General features: G+C 65.0%; 17 protein-coding genes and 1 pseudogene. 13 read left to right on the top strand and 5 right to left on the bottom strand.

Annotated features, from left to right (window positions below; all coding sequences use genetic code 11):
* Positions 1-93: 93 nt before the first annotated feature.
* From LU688_RS15575 to LU688_RS15560, 4 genes and pseudogenes are all read left to right on the top strand, one after another.
* Positions 94-393: pseudogene (locus LU688_RS15575) on the top strand (LysR substrate-binding domain-containing protein); the annotation flags it as partial.
* A gap of 101 nt (positions 394-494) precedes the next feature.
* Positions 495-764 (top strand): PA2433 domain-containing protein, encoded by a 270-nt coding sequence (locus LU688_RS15570; protein WP_160291213.1) that lies wholly within the window; start codon positions 495-497, stop codon positions 762-764.
* Between the two features lie 135 nt (positions 765-899).
* Positions 900-1,598 (top strand): MOSC domain-containing protein, encoded by a 699-nt coding sequence (locus tag LU688_RS15565; protein ID WP_160291214.1) that lies wholly within the window; start codon positions 900-902, stop codon positions 1,596-1,598.
* Positions 1,599-1,639: 41 nt separating this feature from the next.
* The gene (locus LU688_RS15560; protein ID WP_023631059.1) at positions 1,640-2,575 is read left to right on the top strand and encodes a 5'-nucleotidase; all 936 of its coding nucleotides are present in this window, start codon (positions 1,640-1,642) and stop codon (positions 2,573-2,575) included.
* Between the two features lie 41 nt (positions 2,576-2,616).
* Here the strand turns inward: LU688_RS15560 and LU688_RS15555 are convergent, their stop codons facing one another.
* Together LU688_RS15555 and LU688_RS28000 are read right to left on the bottom strand one after the other, a co-directional pair.
* Complete coding sequence (locus LU688_RS15555; protein ID WP_038706253.1) at positions 2,617-2,934, bottom strand: DUF2388 domain-containing protein; 318 nt, start codon at positions 2,932-2,934, stop codon at positions 2,617-2,619.
* 135 nt (positions 2,935-3,069) lie between these two features.
* Positions 3,070-3,828 carry an RHS repeat-associated core domain-containing protein gene (locus tag LU688_RS28000; protein WP_232888282.1) on the bottom strand — a complete coding sequence of 253 codons (759 nt, stop codon included), beginning with the start codon at positions 3,826-3,828 and terminating at the stop codon, positions 3,070-3,072.
* A 273-nt stretch (positions 3,829-4,101) separates the two neighbouring features.
* Between LU688_RS28000 and LU688_RS15545 the strand changes: the two genes are divergently transcribed.
* Complete coding sequence (locus LU688_RS15545; RefSeq protein WP_094012528.1) at positions 4,102-4,728, top strand: glutathione S-transferase family protein; 627 nt, start codon at positions 4,102-4,104, stop codon at positions 4,726-4,728.
* A 12-nt stretch (positions 4,729-4,740) separates the two neighbouring features.
* Here the strand turns inward: LU688_RS15545 and mrdA are convergent, their stop codons facing one another.
* Together mrdA and LU688_RS15535 are read right to left on the bottom strand one after the other, a co-directional pair.
* A complete protein-coding gene (mrdA, locus tag LU688_RS15540; protein ID WP_160291216.1) occupies positions 4,741-6,633 on the bottom strand; it encodes a penicillin-binding protein 2 in 1,893 nt (630 codons plus the stop codon).
* Positions 6,634-6,788: 155 nt separating this feature from the next.
* Complete coding sequence (locus LU688_RS15535) at positions 6,789-6,959, bottom strand: hypothetical protein (RefSeq protein WP_177410824.1); 171 nt, start codon at positions 6,957-6,959, stop codon at positions 6,789-6,791.
* Between the two features lie 203 nt (positions 6,960-7,162).
* Between LU688_RS15535 and LU688_RS15530 the strand changes: the two genes are divergently transcribed.
* The 8 genes from LU688_RS15530 (at position 7,163) to LU688_RS15495 (ending at position 16,315) form a co-directional block, all read left to right on the top strand.
* Entirely contained in the window at positions 7,163-8,185 is a 1,023-nt protein-coding gene (locus tag LU688_RS15530; protein ID WP_160291217.1) for a LacI family DNA-binding transcriptional regulator, read from the top strand.
* Positions 8,186-8,257: 72 nt separating this feature from the next.
* The gene (locus LU688_RS15525) at positions 8,258-9,028 is read left to right on the top strand and encodes a sugar phosphate isomerase/epimerase family protein (RefSeq protein ID WP_038706250.1); all 771 of its coding nucleotides are present in this window, start codon (positions 8,258-8,260) and stop codon (positions 9,026-9,028) included.
* Positions 9,021-9,980: a sugar kinase gene (locus tag LU688_RS15520; RefSeq protein WP_094012524.1), complete on the top strand. Its 960-nt coding sequence runs from the start codon at positions 9,021-9,023 to the stop codon at positions 9,978-9,980. The genes LU688_RS15525 and LU688_RS15520 overlap by 8 nt, the downstream gene beginning before the upstream one ends.
* Positions 9,981-10,037: 57 nt before the next feature.
* A complete protein-coding gene (locus tag LU688_RS15515; protein WP_038706248.1) occupies positions 10,038-11,315 on the top strand; it encodes an MFS transporter in 1,278 nt (425 codons plus the stop codon).
* Positions 11,316-11,325: 10 nt separating this feature from the next.
* The gene (locus tag LU688_RS15510) at positions 11,326-12,312 is read left to right on the top strand and encodes a 2-hydroxyacid dehydrogenase (RefSeq protein WP_038706247.1); all 987 of its coding nucleotides are present in this window, start codon (positions 11,326-11,328) and stop codon (positions 12,310-12,312) included.
* A gap of 137 nt (positions 12,313-12,449) precedes the next feature.
* Positions 12,450-13,196 carry a gluconate 2-dehydrogenase subunit 3 family protein gene (locus tag LU688_RS15505; RefSeq protein ID WP_094012523.1) on the top strand — a complete coding sequence of 249 codons (747 nt, stop codon included), beginning with the start codon at positions 12,450-12,452 and terminating at the stop codon, positions 13,194-13,196.
* Positions 13,197-13,208: 12 nt separating this feature from the next.
* Entirely contained in the window at positions 13,209-14,984 is a 1,776-nt protein-coding gene (locus tag LU688_RS15500) for a GMC family oxidoreductase (RefSeq protein WP_094012522.1), read from the top strand.
* A gap of 11 nt (positions 14,985-14,995) precedes the next feature.
* The gene (locus LU688_RS15495) at positions 14,996-16,315 is read left to right on the top strand and encodes a cytochrome c (RefSeq protein ID WP_023631867.1); all 1,320 of its coding nucleotides are present in this window, start codon (positions 14,996-14,998) and stop codon (positions 16,313-16,315) included.
* Positions 16,316-16,502: 187 nt separating this feature from the next.
* Here the strand turns inward: LU688_RS15495 and LU688_RS15490 are convergent, their stop codons facing one another.
* The gene (locus LU688_RS15490; protein ID WP_023631866.1) at positions 16,503-16,832 is read right to left on the bottom strand and encodes a hypothetical protein; all 330 of its coding nucleotides are present in this window, start codon (positions 16,830-16,832) and stop codon (positions 16,503-16,505) included.
* Positions 16,833-16,877: the final 45 nt, after the last annotated feature.

Raw genomic sequence — 16,877 nt, 5'->3', positions numbered from 1 at the left:
CTTGCCGGCGATGGGTTGCGTAGCAGCCCCAGTGACGCGAACTGACAGACATTACCCTTTCCCCCGTGATGGTTTCAGCGACGTTCGCGCTGGCGCAGCACCGTCACCGTCGCGCCAGCGACAGGCGAGCTGGAAGCCCAGGGTGCCTTTACCTGCCTGGGCGACTTTCTCGCCACCACCACCCTGGTGCGTCACGGCGGCCGCCTGATGCAGGCCTACCGGTTCACCGTGCAGGACGCCCTGGACAGCGGCGAGCTGGTGGAGGTGCTGGCCGGATATGGCGGCACGTCGCGGCCGTTCATGCTGGTGTATCCCCAGGCCCGGCACATGCCGCTTAACGTCCGCGTGTTCATCGACTTCCTGGTGGCCGAGGTGGGTCTACCGTTGGGCTGAAGCCCTGTGGCGGCGACCTTGGCGGACTATGCTCTGTGCTGCGTCGGCCAACTGGCCGGCGGATATTCCGGCAGTCAGGTTGTTTCCCAGGAGAACACTCCATGAAATCCATGACACTGCTAGTGATCACTTGCGTACTGAGCTTCGCCGCCCATGCCGAGGAAGGCCCGGCGACCAACTGCGAGGCCAAGATCAAGGACCTGGAATACATCAGCAAGAGCGATGGCCAGGCCTTGCATGGCGGCATGGCCGCCGATTACCACAAGCTGCTCGAGCAGGCCAAGGCCGCCCAGGCCAAAGGCGACATGACCACTTGCCAGGCCTCGGCCGACCGTGCCAAGACGATCTACAACAAGGCGCGGGGCAAGTAGGCGCTGTCGAGACCTCTCGGAGACAAGTCCGCTCCAGCAGGAGCGGGCTTGGAGGCCAGCCCCGGCAATCGGCCGGTTGGGCCTCTCATGGGCTCTGGTGTAAGCTCTCCCGGTCCTTCTCACGAGACCCGCCGCATGACCTCGCCCAGTCCGCGCCTGGACAGCCTGCTCACCGGCAGCGCCCGGCCATTCACCCGCCCAGGTTCCCTCAGCGCCATCGACAAGCAACCCCGCCAGGGCCCCTTGCAGGTGACCTTGCTCGGTATCGTCGGTGACGAGCAGGGCGATCTGCGCGTGCACGGCGGCGTTGAGAAGGCCATCCACCATTATCCCCGCGATCACTACCCTGACTGGGTCGCTGAACTCGGCGAACACCCCTTGCTGACCCGGCCCGGTGCCTTCGGCGAGAACTTCAGCAGCAGCGGCTGGCGCGAGACCGATGTGTGCCTGGGCGACCGTATCCGCGTTGGCACGGTGTTGCTGGAAGTCTCCCAGGGGCGCATGCCGTGCTGGAAGCTCAACGACCGTTTCGACGTGGCGCAGATGGCGCTGCGGGTGCAGCAGAGCGGACGGACCGGCTGGTACTACCGGGTGCTGGAGGAGGGCGAGGTACAGGCGGGCGATGCCCTGCAACTGGTCGAGCGGCCCTATGGCCAGTGGTCGGTGGCGCGGCTTTCGGCGGTGCTGTTCGACAAGCAGCTGGAGCCCGGCCTGTTGCGTGAATGCCTGGAACTGCCGCTGGTGCCGAACTGGCGTCGCACCCTGGAAAAACGCCTGGAGCAACGCCAGGTCGAGGACTGGACTTCGCGCCTGCACGGTCGCAGCGAAATCTGAACGGCATCGCGCACAACATTTACCCACACAAGGAATGCCCCATGGCCTTCGAACTGGATGATCGCCTGGTCATCGGTGTCGCTTCCAGCGCCGTGTTCGACCTGAGCGAGTCGGACGCCGTGTTCCGTCGTGACGGCGAGGCGCAATACCGCAAGTACCAGGAGCAGCACCTGGACGTGCCGCTGGGCAAGGGCATCGCCTATCCCTTCATCAAGCGCCTGCTGGCGCTTAATGACCTGCGCGGTGATCCAGAGGACCCGCTGGTGGAGGTAGTGTTGCTGTCGCAGAACGACCCGGACACCGGCATGCGGGTGATGAAGACCATCGGTCACTACGGCCTGAACATGACCCGGGCAATCTTCACCCAAGGCCGTTCGCCGTATGAGTACATCCCGGCGTTGAACATCGCGTTGTTCCTGTCCGCCGACAAGCAGCACGTGGACGCCGCGATCAAGGCCGGCTACCCGGCGGGGCAGGTGCTGGATTCGAAGTTCGACGACGATGAAAGCGACGACAATCTGCGCATAGCTTTCGACTTCGACGGTGTGCTGGCCGGCGATGAGTCCGAGGCAGTGATGCAGTCGGGCGGCCTGGGCAGTTTCCACGCCCATGAAGTGATCAATGTCACCCAGCCGCACAATCCCGGCCCGCTCAAGGAGTTCTTCGTGCGCATTGCCCGCATCCAGGCGGCCGAGGAACAGCACAAGCTGGCCAATCCCAGTTACGAGAACCGCCTGCGGGTGTCGATCGTCACCGCGCGCAACGCGCCTTCACACGAGCGGGCGCTCAATACCCTGAAAAGTTGGGGGGTGATGGCCAACGACGCGTTCTTCCTGGGTGGGATCGAGAAGCGCAGGGTATTGCAGGTGCTCAAGCCGCACATCTTCTTCGATGACCAGTCCGGGCACCTTAAGAGCACCAGCACGGTGGTGCCGTCGGTGCATATCCCGTTCGGCGTGACCAACCGGGCGGGCTGACCATTGGCGCCGCGCAAGCGGCGCCAGGTCGCCCTGGTCCGTCAGTGATCCGCCAACCTGTCATCCTGCGACAGCAACGCTTGGGCCAGCTCTTCGTCACTGGCCTGCAGCCCCGGATTGGCCCGGCGCACCTCGGCCAGCGCCGCTTCCAGATAGGCCCCGCGAATGGCACCGCCGCTGGCGACGAAGGCCGACAGCTCGTCGCGGGCCGGGATGATCCGTTTGTCGTCCTTGAAGGTCGAGTACAGCGAGGCGGAGACCCCCGCCGAGGTCGCGACGTCCCCGGCATCGACGCGGGCCAGGGCGGCACCGGCAGGGAGCAGGAGCAGCAGCGAGGGAACGAGCAGTAAGTGGCGCATGGCGAGTCCTCCGGAAAGGTGATGCCCAAGGGTGTTACTGCATGATGTTAAGAACCCTGCTGTGGGATGAGAGTTCAATCGGTGGGCTCGGGTATGACAACGAGAGGCAGGCTACTACGCAGAAAGCGTCTGCAATCAACTGCTGCCAGGAGTCGTCCTGGGCTCACCCTTGAAGTAGGTAGTTAGGTCGTCGCTGTCAGCAGCCTGGCGCAAGAGCTCCGCTCCTCTTGCGAGGTAGGTCTCATTAATGCTCTCAAGATGCTTGATAGTGCTTTCTACTGTGGGGATGTCGACACGCATTTCTGATGAAAGCGCGAATTTCAAGGATGCAATTTGCTGCATGTTTCTGTCAAAGTTAAGCCTGTCGATGCTCTTTAAATACCTTGGGGCTTCCTGATTCGCGAATGCTGATTGCAGTTCGATAACCTCATGGCTGAATGTGCTTTTTGGCTGCCATGTGTGGAGTTTGAACTTTTTTTTCCCCACAGGTACTACGGTGGTTTGTGGTTGGCGTTTTATTATCTTGAACCGTTCTATTAGAAGGGTCCTTGAGTGTCCGGTCTTGTCTGAAGCGTTTACGGGGTCGGCCTCGCAATATCCATAGGTGTTGATTCCTCCCCTGGAGAATGGGCTGAGGTCATCGGGTGAAACAAAACGCATCAGGAGGGTGCTGTAGAATCGGTATCCATTGCCGAGCGAGTACAAGCCATTAGGCTCACGTGCTTGCCCACTGAAGCCTAGCTGCGAGGAGTGCAAGACGGCGATTGGATCATAGCCATAAACTGAGTACGCCAACCTATGAATATCCTGCACGGTCTGATGGCACAAGATCGAACCTAGCGCATCAGTAGCGAGCATTGCTCGCATGACTCGGGTGGTTTCTGGTTTTTTCATCAGCGCGCCTAAAGGGAACGTGTCGATATGACCTTGCCTTCGTCGCGGCTGATTGGCAACTAGCAGAATTGACAGGTAAGACATTCAGGATTGCGTGTGTGAAAGAATGCGGATGGCTAGCTGTCTCGATGGATGAAAAAAGCGGTAGGCTGCAATTCTCAATGAGGGGTGATAACTTTCCCAATGGGTGTTACCTGAAGCTGACTAGCCCTTTTATCGCCGTACCTTCTTAGCCTGCGTCAGCCACCAATTAAAGGAATCTAGGAGTACTCCATGGCCGAATATACGCTCCACTGCTTTGCCGAGTCGGGAAATGCCTACAAGGCCGCGCTGATGCTGCAACTCACCGGCCAGGACTGGGTGCCGGTGTTCGTCGATTTCTTCCATGGCCAGACCCGCGGGCAAGACTGGCGTGACGCGGTCAACGAGCAAGGGGAGGTGCCGGTGCTGGAACATGCCGGCGAGAAGCTTACCCAATCGGCCCTGATCCTCGACTACCTGGCCGAGCGCACCGGCCAGTTCGGCCCGCGTGACGATCACGAAAAGCGCGAGATCTGGCGCTGGATGCTGTTCGACAACCACAAGTTCACCAGCTACTACGCGGCGTTGCGCTTCATCTACTGCCTGAAGCAGATGGGCGAGTCGGATGTCACCCGCTTTCTGCGCGAGCGGGCCAGGGCGGCGTACCAGATCGTCGATGCGCACCTGGCGAAGACGCCGTTCATGGTGGGTGGGCGACTGACCATCGCCGATCTGTCCCTGGCGGGCTATGTGTACATGCCCGAGGACACCGGCCTGGCGGTTGCCGAGTTCGGGCATATCGAAGCCTGGAAGCAGCGAATCCAGGACATGCCAGGGTGGAAACACCCCTATGACCTGATGCCGAATGCCGCTGGTTGAGGCAACGCGACCCTAGCTGTGCGGGATGTTCCTGGGCTGCTGCACTCCGGCATACCGGTCTTTCAAATGTCCCTGCTCATCCAGCAGGTAGGCATCCATCACCTCGCGCACCACCGGTCCCGCTACGCGGCCACCGGCCTCGCCGTTCTCGATCATCACCGCCACCACCAGCGCCGGGTGATCGGCCGGGGCAAAACCGACGAACAGGGCATTGTCGCGGTGGCGCTCGAGGGTCTTGTCGCGGTTGTAGCGCTCACCCTGCTTGATCGCCACCACTTGCGCGGTGCCGCTCTTGCCGGCGATGCGGTACTGGGCGCCGGCGGCGGATGCGCGGGCGATGCCGCGCGGGTCGTGCATGACCATCTGCATGCCCTGGCTGACCTGGTCCCAGGCATGCTTGTCATGCAGCACGATATCCGCCATCGGGTGCGGGTCGACCGGCGCCTGGCCGCCGATGGTCAGGGCCAGGTGCGGGCGGTGCCACACGCCCTTGCTGGCCAGCAGGCTGGTGGCCTGGGCCAGCTGCAGCGGGGTCACCTGCATGTAGCCCTGGCCAATGCCTAGAATCAGCGTTTCGCCGGGGAACCAGGCCTGGCGCCGGGTGGCGCGTTTCCACGCCTGGGACGGCATCAGCCCTGGGGCTTCCTCGAACATGTCCAGCGAGACCTTCTGGCCGAGGCCGAACTCGGCCATGTAGTCGTGCAGGCGGTCGATGCCCAGCTTGTGCGCCAGGTCGTAGAAGTAGGTGTCGTTGGAGCGCATGATCGCGCTGTACAGGTCCACCCAGCCATCGCCCGTGCGGTTCCAGTTGCGGTACTTGTGCTCGTAGTTGGGCAACTCGTAGTAGCCGGGGTCGAATACCCGGCTGCCGGGGGTGATCACGCCGCTGTCGAGGCCGGCGATGGCCACCTCGGGCTTGACCGTCGAGCCTGGGGCGTACAATCCACGCAGCACGCGGTTGAACAGCGGCCGGTCGATGGAGTCGCGCAGGGCGGCGTACTGCTTGAAGCTGATGCCCTTGACGAACAGGTTGGGGTCGAACGCCGGGTTGCTTACCATCGCCAGTACGTCGCCGTTGGCCGGGTCGAGCACCACCACCGCGCCGCGCCGATCACCCAGGGCCTTCTCGGCGGCTTGCTGCAGGTGGGCGTCGAGGCTCAGCACGATGTCCTTGCCGGGCACCGGGTCGTGATGATTGAGCACGCGCATCACCCGGCCCTGGGCGTTGGTTTCGACTTCCTCGTAGCCCACCTGGCCGTGCAGCTGCTCCTCGTAGAAACGCTCGATGCCGGTCTTGCCGATGGACTGGGTGCCGCGGTAGGCGGTGCTGTCGAGGCTCTTGGCTTCCTTCTCGTTGATGCGTCCGACGTAGCCGACCGAATGGGCGAAGTGTTCGGCCAAGGGGTACTCGCGAATGAATTGCGGCTCCACCTCCAGCCCCGGCAGGCGGAACTGGTTGACCGCGATCAGGGCGATCTGCTCCTCGCTCAGACCGACCAGCAGGGTCACCGGCTCGAACGGCTTGCGGCCGCGGCGCAGGTCCTTGTCGAACTGCTGGCGGTCGTCCTCGGACAGCCCCAGGACCTGCGCCAGGTTGTCGAGCACCTTCTTCGAATCGCCGGCCCGCTCGCGGGTCATGGTCAGGTTGAAGCTGGGCTTGTTGTCGGCCAGTACCACACCGTTGCGATCGTAGATCAGGCCGCGTTCGGGCGGGATCGGCAGCACGTGCACGCGGTTGTTTTCCGATACCGCCGACTGCTGGTCGTGCTGCAACACCTGGAGCACGTAGAGCCGGCCTACCAGTACCGCCACCAGGCCGAGCACCAGCAGGGCGCAGGCCAGTAGCCGGCGGTTGACCAGGTGCTTTTCCTTTTCGTGGTCCTTGAGGGGAATGGGTTGCGGCATGAGCACAGGGGAGCGGCGGGTGGGGCGGCGATGCTACGCGGGCAGGCGGTGAGGCTCAAGGCGCAGCGCCCCGCGCCAAACTGGCCAGGTATTGCTCTGGCCCGCAGGCAGGGGCTCTGCGGCAATCATGAAGCTTCTTTCATGTGGGCACAGGCCTAGGCAATGAACTCCGATTCTCTTGCCGGCTGAGCAACCGCATCCTGGCGAATGCTGAGCATCACGGCGCCTGCGCACAAGCCCAGCAGCCCGACACTGGCCACCACGATATCCCCCATCCCCATGCCGGCGAGCATTAGCACCAGGCTGATACGAAACAGAGCGGTCATGACTATCTCCAGGGCAGGGCGAGCGAAGTCCGAAGTATCACCATACCGCTCCGAAGGCCGAGGTACAGGGCAGGAGGGAGGGTTTGGCAGTGTATGCGCCTGCTTTGGCACAAAGCCCGCCACTTGACGGCATGGATCATCCCTGATTTCATTGAAACCGGTTTCATCAACCCTGCACAAACACCTACAAGAAGGGCTCAGGGGTGGATAAAGACGCAGTTCCTGTCCGCGGGCGGGTCACTATCAGCGAGGTCGCGAAGGCGGCCGGCGTCTCCAAGGCAACCGTCTCGCGCTATATGGGCGAGGATCGGCAACTGCTCGCCGAGGCCACCGCGCAGCGGATCGAAGCCGTCGTCGAGCGTCTGGGCTATCGCCCCAACCGCATGGCCAGTGCCCTCAAACGCGGCCGCACCGGGCTGATCGGCATGCTCCTGGCGGATATCCGCAACCCCTATTCCGTGGCGGTGATGCACGCTGTCGAGACGGCCTGTCGCCAGCACGGCTACAGCCTGGTGGTGTGCAACACCGACTGTGACGACGCCCAGGAGCGCAGCCAGCTGCAGGCCCTGCAGGCGTACAACGTCGACGGCCTGATCGTCAACACCCTGGGCCACCGCGCCGGGGAGCTGGCCAGCCTGGTCCGCGACCTGCCCATGGTATTGGTCGACCGGCAACTGGCGGGCCTGTCGGTCGATCTGGTGGGCCTGGACAACAGCGACGCCGTCGAGCAGGCGCTGGATCACCTTGAACACAACGGTTATCGCGACATCCTCGCCGTCACCGAGCCACTTGATGGCACCAGCTCGCGGCAGGAGCGCGTGGATGCCTTCCAGGCCTCCATCGCCCGGCGTCGTGGGTTGCGCGGGCAGGTCCTGGAGGTAGGCCCGGGCCTCGCCGAGCAGCTGGGCGCGTTCATCGGCGGGGCAGGGCACGGCCCGCAGGCGCTGTTCAGTTGCAATGGTGTCGCCACCCTGGAGCTGGTGCGGGTGCTGCACGCCAGGGGCGGGCTGCTGTTCCAGGACCTGGGCCTGCTGGCGCTGGACGACCTGGACTGGTACCCGCTGGTGGGCGACGGCATCAGCGCATTGGCGCAACCCACCGGGTGCATCGGCGCGGCGGCGTTTCAGTGCCTGCTGGAGCGCCTGCAAGGCAGCCCACTGCCGGCCCGGCGCCTGGATCTACGCGCGCAGCTCATTGCGCGAGGCTCTACCCGATCACAACACTGACGGCGTCGCGGACGCCGTTGTTGCCGGAAAAAAATGAAACCGGTTTCATCCACAAGAACAAGGACTACCACGATGCGCACGCACACTGTCTCCATCAGCTTGTCGAGTTTCGGTGCCGATGCCGTGAGGCGGTTGGGCCAGGCCAGCTACCTGCCGTTGCTCGCTGCGGCAGGGGCACGGCGGGTGGAATGGCGCGAGGAGCTGTTCGACGCTGCGCCTGATGCCGCTACCCTGGCCAACCTGGCCGCCGAGCATGGCCTGCAGAGTCTCTACTCCACGCCACTGGAACTGTGGCGCGAGGACGGCAGCCTGGAGCCCGCGATTGCCCAGCGCCTGCAGCTGGCGAGCGAGATCGGCGCGGTGGCGCTCAAGGTGTCGCTGGGTCATTACCAGGATGGCTGCGATTTGCCGGCGCTGGCGCCACTGTTGCAACACAAGACGGCGCTGTACGTGGAAAACGACCAGACGCCCTACGGTGGGCGGCTGCCGACCTTGGTGAAGTTTTTCCGCGAGGCCCAGGCGCAAGGCGTGGCGCCGGGCATGACCTTCGACATCGGCAACTGGTACTGGCACGACGAGTCGCCGCTGCTGGCCGCGCAATTGCTGGGGCGTTGGGTGCGCTACGTGCACTGCAAGGCGGTGGCGCGCCGCGCCGACGGGCGCCTGGTAGCCGTGGTGCCCGAGGACCTCGACCTGGCCCAGTGGCGCGAATTGATGACGCATTTCGCCCCGGGCCTGCCGCGTGCCATCGAGTACCCCCTGGCCGGCGAGGACCTGCTGGCACTGACGGCGCGCCAGGTCGCGCAACTGGCCGAGCTGGAAGGGCAGGTGTGCCATGGCTGAGCATGACGTGCTGTGCTTCGGTGAAACCATGGCCATGTTCGTGGCGGCGCAGCCGGGCGACCTGGCCCAGGTCGAGGGCTTTGGCAAACGCATCGCCGGTGCCGACAGCAACGTGGCCATCGGCCTGTCACGCCTGGGCCTGCGGGTGCAATGGCTGAGCCGGGTCGGTGACGACTCGCTCGGTGCCTTCGTGCTCGACAGCCTGCGCCGCGAAGGCCTGGACTGTTCCAGTGTCGAGGTCGATGCCGGGCACCCCACGGGGTTCCAGCTCAAGGAGCGCTGCGACGATGGCAGCGATCCGAAAGTCGAGTATTTCCGCCGTGGCTCGGCGGCCAGTCGGCTGTCGCCCGCGCTGGTGCGGCCGGCGTTGTTGCAGGCCCGGCACCTGCATGCCACGGGCATTCCGGCGGCGCTTTCAGGCAGTTGCCGCGAACTGTGTCACCAGTTGCTGGACGGCATGCGAGCCAATGGCCGCAGCATTTCCTTCGACCCCAACCTGCGTCCGTCACTGTGGCCCGACCGCCAGACCATGGTGCGCGAGGTCAACGCCCTGGCGGCCAAGGCCGACTGGGTGCTGCCAGGGCTGGAGGAGGGGCGCCTGCTCACCGGCCGGCAGGCGCCGCAGGCCATCGCCGAGTTCTACCTAGAGCAGGGCGCGCAGTACGTGGCGATCAAGCTGGGGGCCGAAGGCGCCTACTGGCGCGATGCCCAGGGTGCCCATGGCGTGGTGCCCGGCCAGCCGGTCGCGCGGGTAGTGGACACCGTGGGCGCGGGCGATGCCTTCGCCGTCGGGGTGATCAGCGCCTTGCTCGAAGGCTTGCCGCTGCGCCGCGCCGTGGCCCGCGGCAACTGGTGCGGCAGCCGCGCGGTGCAGAGCCGCGGCGACATGGAAGGCCTGCCGCAACGTCATGAACTGGACCACCACGAAAGCCCTGAGCGCGAAGCACGCTGAAGCGCCGGCCTGTACGCAACCTGATGTGACAAGAACAACAAGACCAGGAGAACACCCATGCAGATCGATCGACTCGCACCCAGACGCTGGTGGTACATCATGCCCATCGTCTTCATCACCTACAGCCTGGCCTACCTCGACCGGGCCAACTACGGCTTCGCCGCGGCCTCGGGCATGGCCGACGACCTGAAGATCACCCCGGCGCTGTCGTCGCTGCTCGGCGCGCTGTTCTTCCTTGGCTACTTCTTCTTCCAGGTGCCCGGCGCCCTGTACGCGCAGAAGCGCAGCGTGAAGAAGCTGATCTTCGCCAGCCTGATCCTCTGGGGCGGGCTGGCCACGCTGACCGGGATCGTCCACGACGTCTATTGGCTGATCGCCATCCGCTTTCTCCTGGGCGTGGTCGAGGCGGCGGTGATGCCGGCCATGCTCATCTACCTGTGTCACTGGTTCACCCGCGCCGAGCGCTCGCGGGCCAACACCTTCCTGATCCTCGGCAACCCGGTGACCATCCTGTGGATGTCGGTGGTCTCGGGCTACCTGGTGCAGCAGTTCGACTGGCGCTGGATGTTCATCATCGAGGGCGCGCCGGCCATTCTCTGGGCGTTCATATGGTGGCGCCTGGTCGATGACCGACCGGAGCAGGCCAAGTGGCTCGATGCCCGGGAGAAGGCCGCGCTGCGCCAAGCGCTGGACGCCGAGCAGCAGGGCATCAAACCGGTGAAGAACTATGCCGAGGCATTCCGCTCGCCCACGGTGATCATCCTGTCGTTGCAGTACTTCTGCTGGAGCATCGGCGTGTATGGCTTCGTCCTCTGGCTGCCGTCGATCCTCAAGCAGGCCGCCGCGCTGGACATCGTCACCGCCGGCTGGCTGTCGGCGGTGCCGTACCTGGGGGCGGTGCTGGCCATGCTCGGGGTGTCTTGGGCCTCGGACCGCCTGCAGAAGCGCAAGCGCTTCGTCTGGCCGCCGTTGCTGATCGCCGCGCTGGCGTTCTACGGCTCCTATGCCCTGGGTACCGAGCACTTCTGGTGGTCATACGCCTTGCTGGTGATCGCCGGCGCCTGCATGTACGCGCCCTACGGGCCGTTTTTCGCGATCGTTCCCGAACTGTTGCCGGCCAACGTCGCCGGGGGCGCCATGGCGCTGATCAACAGCATGGGCGCGCTGGGCTCGTTCTCGGGCTCGTACCTGGTCGGCTACCTCAATGGTGTCACCGGCGGCCCCGGCGCTTCGTACCTGTTCATGTGCGGTGCACTGCTGTTGGCCGTGGCCCTCACCGCCGTCCTCAACCCCTTGCAACAGGCGCGCCGGCAAAGCCTGGCGCCGAGCCGATAGGAGCCTCAGCATGAAAAAGCGCATCGTCGCCTACAAACGCCTGTCCGATGAACTGATGGCGCGCCTGCACGCGCAGGCCGAGGTGACCCTGGTCGAGGCGCCGGCCGCCGATGGCCTGGTGCGCTTGCGCGCGGCGCTGCCGGGCGCCCATGGCCTGCTGGGCGCCAGCCTGCGCCTGGACCGCGCGCTGCTCGACCTGGCGCCGCAGCTGGAGGTGATCTCCAGCGTGTCGGTGGGCGTGGACAACTACGATATCGAGGCGCTGGATCAGCGTGGGGTGCTGCTGACAAACACTCCCGACGTGCTCACCGAAACCACCGCCGACACCGGTTTCGCGCTGATCCTGGCCTGTGCCCGGCGCGTGGTCGAGCTCGATGGCTGGATTCGCGCCGGCCACTGGCGGGCCGGGATCGGGCCGGCGCAGTTCGGCTGCGACGTGCAGGGCAAGACCCTGGGCATCGTCGGCATGGGCCGTATCGGCGAGGCCCTGGCCCGACGCGCGCATGCCGGTTTCGGCATGCGCGTGCTGTACCACACCCGTCAGCCGCGGCCCGAAGTGGAGGCGCGGTTCGCCGCCGCGCATCGCAGCCTGGAGGCATTGCTGGCCGAGTCCGATTTCGTCTGCCTGTGCCTGCCGTTGACCGCCGCGACCGAGAACCTGATCGGCGCGCCACAGCTGGCGCTGATGAAGCCATCTGCGATCCTGGTGAACATCTCCCGTGGCCGAGTGCTGGACGAGGCGGCTTTGCTCCAGGCCCTGGCCGAGCGGCGCATTCGTGGTGCCGGGCTGGACGTGTTCGTGCAGGAGCCGCTGGCGGCCGATTCGCCGCTGCTGCAACTGGACAACCTGGTGGTCACCCCGCATATCGGCTCGGCCACGCTGGAGACCCGCGAAGCCATGGCCCGCTGCGCGGTGGACAACCTGCTGGCCGCGCTGGCCGGCGAGCGGCCGGCGAACCTGGTCAACCCGAGGGCGTGGGAGTTGCGTATGCGTTGAACCTGGCAAGCGTTTCGTTTGCCTGATAACAACAGCTCTTGTGTGATTTCGAGGAGTGGGGCCGCTGCGCAGCCCTGGCCCCACCCACCAAAGGAGCGACGATTCCCGTATGACCTGATCAACAGAGAGACATCCTCATGTCCAAGGACCAACCCGCCTCCGTGCAACCGGCGCGCCGGGCGTTCCTGCGCCAATCCCTGACCCTGATCCCGGTGGCGACCCTCGCCAGCACGGGACTGGGCGGTGCAGTGCTCGCCGACAGCGCCACCCCGGCAGCCGCCGAACCGGCCCGGCCGGTCACCGCGCGCGCCTACCAGCCGACCTTCTTCACCCAGGAGGAGTGGGCCTTCGTCAGCGCCGCCGTGGCCGTGCTCATCCCCACTGATGCCCTGGGCGCGGGCGCGGCCGATGCCGGCGTGCCCGAGTTCATCGACCGCCAGCTCAACACCCGCTACGGCAGTGGCGGGCTGTGGTACATGCAGGGGCCATTCCACCCCGACGCCCCCAGCGAGCTGGGCTACCAGCTCAAGCTCAACCCCCAGGAGATCTACCGGCTGGGCATCGCCGAGACCGACGCCTGGTGCAAGGCGCAGTTCGGCAAGGCGTTCGCCCAGCTCGATCTTGCGCGCCAGCAGCAGGTACTGGAGGCCCTGGACGGCGGTACGGTGACATTTGCCTCGTTGCCGGCGGCCACCTTCTTCAACATGCTCTGGCTCAACACCCGCGAAGGCTTTTTCAGTGATCCGCTGCACGGCGGCAACCAGGGGTTGGTCGGCTGGAAGCTGGTGGGCTTCCCAGGCGCTCGCGCCGATTTCATGGACTGGGTGGAGCGCGACGAGCGTTATCCGTTCCCGCCGGTCTCCATCAGCGGCGAGCGGGGTTGAAGCATGAGCCAGATGAAAAAAGTCGATGTAGTCATCGTCGGGTTCGGCTGGGCCGGGGCGATCATGGCCAAGGAGCTGACAGAGGCCGGCCTGCAGGTGCTCGCCTTGGAGCGTGGCCCGGCCCGGGACACCTACCCGGATGGCGTCTACCCGCAGACCATGGACGAGCTGACCTACAACTCGCGCAAGAAGCTGTTCATGGACATCTCCCGCGAGACCGTGACCCTGCGCCACAGCGTCAACGACGTGGCCGTGCCGTATCGCCAGTTCGGCGCCTTCCTGCCCGGCACCGGCACGGGTGGGGCGGGGCTGCACTGGTCCGGCGTGCATTTTCGCGTCGACCCGGTGGAGCTGCGCCTGCGCAGCCACTACGAGGAGCGCTACGGCAAGGCCTTCATCCCCGAAGGCATGACCATCCAGGACTTCGGCGTGAGCTACGAAGAGCTGGAGCCGTACTTCGATTTCGCCGAGAAGGTGTTCGGCACCTCCGGCACGGCCTGGTCGATCAAGGGCCAGGTGGTGGGCCGCGACAAGGGCGGCAACCCGTTCGCCGCCGACCGCTCCAGCGACTTCCCGCTGGTGGCGCAGAAGAACACCGTGTCGGCGCAACTGTTCGAGAAGGCCGCCCGTGAAGTCGGCTATCACCCCTACAACCTGCCGTCGGCCAACACCTCCGGGCCTTACACCAACCCGTACGGCGCGCAGATGGGACCGTGCAACTTCTGTGGTTACTGCAGCGGCTATGCCTGCTACATGTACTCCAAGGCCTCGCCCAACGTGAACATTCTGCCGGCCCTGCGCCAGGTGCCGAACTTCGAGTTGCGCAACAATGCCCATGTGCTGCGGGTCAACCTGACCGAGGATAAACGCCTGGCCACCGGCGTGACCTATGTCGACAGCCAGGGGCGCGAGGTCGAGCAACCGGCCGACCTGGTGATCCTCGGCGCCTTCCAGTACAACAACGTGCGCCTGATGCTGCTCTCGGGCATCGGCAAGCCTTACGATCCGGTCAGCAACCAAGGCGTGGTGGGGCGCAACTTCGCCTACCAGAACATCTCCACCGTGACCGCGTTCTTCGACCGCGACAGCCACCACACCAACCCCTTCATCGGTGCCGGCGGCAACGGTGTGGCGGTGGACGATTTCAACGCCGACAACTTCGACCATGGCCCCCACGGTTTCGTCGGTGGCTCGCCGTTCTGGGTGAACCAGGCGGGCGCCAAGCCGATCTCCGGCACCAAGGTGCCGCCGGGCACGCCGAAATGGGGCAGTGGCTGGAAGGCCGCGGTGGCCGACAGCTACCGGCACATGCTGTCGATGGACGCCCACGGCGCGCACCAGTCCTACCGCGACAACTACCTGGACCTGGACCCGGTGTACAAGGACGCCTACGGCCAGCCGTTGCTGCGCATGACCTTCGACTGGAAGGACAACGACGTGAAGATGAACCGCTTCATGGTCGAGCGCATGGGCAAGATCGCCGAAGCCATGGGGCCCAAGGCGATCAGCGCGGGGAAAAAGGCCTTCGGCCAGCACTTCGATGCCTCCACCTACCAGACCACTCACCTCAATGGCGGCGCAATCATGGGCACCGACCCGAAGACCAGCGCGCTCAACCGCTACCTGCAATGCTGGGACGTGCACAACGTGTTCGTGCCCGGCGCCTCGGCCTTCCCCCAGGGCCTGGGCTACAACCCCACCGGGCTGGTGGCGGCGTTGACCTACTGGTCGGCGCGGGCGATCCGCGAACGCTACCTGAAGAACCCCGGCCCACTGGTGCAGGCATGAGGAGGCCGGTCATGAAACTCAAGACACTGTTCATCGCCATGCTCGGCCTGGGTGCGAGCACCTTGCTGCACGCCGCCGACGGCGTCGATCCAGCCTTGGTCAAGCAGGGCGAGTACCTGGCCCGTGCCGGCGACTGCGTGGCCTGCCACACCGCCAAGGGCGGCAAGCCCTTCGCCGGCGGGCTGCCGATGGAGACGCCGATCGGCACCCTCTATTCGACCAATATCACCCCGCACGCCAGCGGCATCGGCCAGTATCGCTACGAAGACTTCGAGCGCGCCGTGCGCCAGGGCATCGGCAAGGATGGCAGTACGCTGTATCCGGCCATGCCATACCCGTCCTATGCCCGGGTCAGCGATCAGGACATGCAGGCGCTGTATGCCTACTTCATGCACGGCGTGCAGCCGGTGGCGCAGCAGAACAAGGCCAGCGACATCCCTTGGCCATTGAGCATGCGCTGGCCGCTGGCGTTCTGGCGTGGGTTGTTCGCGCCCGAGGTCAAGCCGTTCGAAGCCGCAGGGCGTGATCCGGTGGTGGCGCGGGGTGCCTACCTGGTCGAAGGGCTGGGCCATTGCGGCGCCTGTCATACGCCACGGGCGATCACCATGCAGGAAAAGGCATTGGATACCAACGACGGCGACGCCTTCCTGGCCGGCAGCGCACCGCTTGAGGGCTGGATCGCCAAGAGCCTGCGCGGCGACCACAAGGACGGCCTGGGCAGTTGGAACGAGGCGCAGATCGTCGCCTTCCTCAAGACCGGCCGCAACGAGCGCACCGCGGTGTTCGGCGGCATGAGCGACGTGGTCGAGCACAGCATGCAGTACATGAGCGATGCCGACCTGACGGCCATTGCCCGCTACCTGAAGACCTTGCCGCCGAGCAACCCGGACGACCAGCCGTTCCAGGCGGACCCCAGCGCGGCCCAGGCGCTGTGGCAAGGCAATGACGGCAAGACGGGCGCGGCGTTGTACGTGGACAACTGCGGGGCTTGCCACCGTACCGACGGCCAGGGCTATGCCCGGGTGTTCCCGGCGCTGGCAGGCAATCCGGTGGTGCAGGGGCAGGATGCCACCTCGCTGATCCACATCGTGCTGGAAGGCGCGACCCTGCCGGCCACGGCGAGCGCGCCGTCGACGTTCAGCATGCCCGGCTTCGGCTGGCGGCTGTCGGACCAGCAGGTGGCCGATGTGGTCAACTTCATTCGCAGCAGCTGGGGCAACCAGGCCGCGGCGGTGACCGCGGGGCAGGTGGCGGCGCTACGCAAGGCAGCACCGGTGCCGCTCAAGGCTCAGACGCTGATCGGTGATACCACGGGGATTGCGGAGCCTTGATCGACAGGCTCGATTGACAGGGAGGTGTTGTGGGAGGGGGCTTGTTCCGCGATGGCCGCTTGGCCAGATCGCGGGGCAAGCCCGCTCCCACCGGCTGCCGATTACGCCGCCGAATACCTCGAAATCACTTCAGCATGTTCTAATAAATTACATTTGATATAACTCATAACTATTTGAATTATATAAATTAATTTTTAGCAACTGCATGCTGGGCGCATTGCTCGTAATACGTCTGCTTGATCGCCGCAGGCTTCAGCCGCGAGCGACTGTTATACGTCTGCTCGGTGATCCCGAACGCCGTCATGCGCATCCATGGCTTGGCGAACTTGCGTGCCTGCAGCTTCTTGCGCGTGGCATACAGGGTCACCCCGGAAAGCTTGGCCTGTTGCGCCTCGGCGGCGATCTGCGCGCCCCAGCCGCACACCTGGCGATCGTTCTGGCTCAGGGCCCGGGCCTGGGCGCCAAAGGCGGTCGTGGCCAGCAGGCAGCCAGCCACGGTTGCTAGAATTACGCGCATGTTGCTGTCCTAAGCATCTGAAGGAAAACGAAGTTTGCCCGCGCT

The organism is Pseudomonas soli, from assembly GCF_021283165.2.
GTDB lineage: Bacteria > Pseudomonadota > Gammaproteobacteria > Pseudomonadales > Pseudomonadaceae > Aquipseudomonas > Aquipseudomonas soli.
Note: the sequence above shows the minus strand (reverse complement) of the source record. Positions and strands in the feature narration are given on the sequence as shown.

Bases quoted from the DNA above. Each gene is read 5' to 3' on its own strand.
- LU688_RS15570 (WP_160291213.1), top strand. From the start codon at position 495: ATGAAATCCATGACACTGCTAGTGATCACTTGCGTACTGAGCTTCGCC.
- LU688_RS15565 (WP_160291214.1), top strand. From the start codon at position 900: ATGACCTCGCCCAGTCCGCGCCTGGACAGCCTGCTCACCGGCAGCGCC.
- LU688_RS15560 (WP_023631059.1), top strand. From the start codon at position 1,640: ATGGCCTTCGAACTGGATGATCGCCTGGTCATCGGTGTCGCTTCCAGC.
- LU688_RS15555 (WP_038706253.1), bottom strand. From the start codon at position 2,934: ATGCGCCACTTACTGCTCGTTCCCTCGCTGCTGCTCCTGCTCCCTGCC.
- LU688_RS28000 (WP_232888282.1), bottom strand. From the start codon at position 3,828: ATGAAAAAACCAGAAACCACCCGAGTCATGCGAGCAATGCTCGCTACT.
- LU688_RS15545 (WP_094012528.1), top strand. From the start codon at position 4,102: ATGGCCGAATATACGCTCCACTGCTTTGCCGAGTCGGGAAATGCCTAC.
- mrdA (WP_160291216.1), bottom strand. From the start codon at position 6,633: ATGCCGCAACCCATTCCCCTCAAGGACCACGAAAAGGAAAAGCACCTG.
- LU688_RS15535 (WP_177410824.1), bottom strand. From the start codon at position 6,959: ATGACCGCTCTGTTTCGTATCAGCCTGGTGCTAATGCTCGCCGGCATG.
- LU688_RS15525 (WP_038706250.1), top strand. From the start codon at position 8,258: ATGCGCACGCACACTGTCTCCATCAGCTTGTCGAGTTTCGGTGCCGAT.
- LU688_RS15520 (WP_094012524.1), top strand. From the start codon at position 9,021: ATGGCTGAGCATGACGTGCTGTGCTTCGGTGAAACCATGGCCATGTTC.
- LU688_RS15515 (WP_038706248.1), top strand. From the start codon at position 10,038: ATGCAGATCGATCGACTCGCACCCAGACGCTGGTGGTACATCATGCCC.
- LU688_RS15510 (WP_038706247.1), top strand. From the start codon at position 11,326: ATGAAAAAGCGCATCGTCGCCTACAAACGCCTGTCCGATGAACTGATG.
- LU688_RS15505 (WP_094012523.1), top strand. From the start codon at position 12,450: ATGTCCAAGGACCAACCCGCCTCCGTGCAACCGGCGCGCCGGGCGTTC.
- LU688_RS15500 (WP_094012522.1), top strand. From the start codon at position 13,209: ATGAAAAAAGTCGATGTAGTCATCGTCGGGTTCGGCTGGGCCGGGGCG.
- LU688_RS15495 (WP_023631867.1), top strand. From the start codon at position 14,996: ATGAAACTCAAGACACTGTTCATCGCCATGCTCGGCCTGGGTGCGAGC.
- LU688_RS15490 (WP_023631866.1), bottom strand. From the start codon at position 16,832: ATGCGCGTAATTCTAGCAACCGTGGCTGGCTGCCTGCTGGCCACGACC.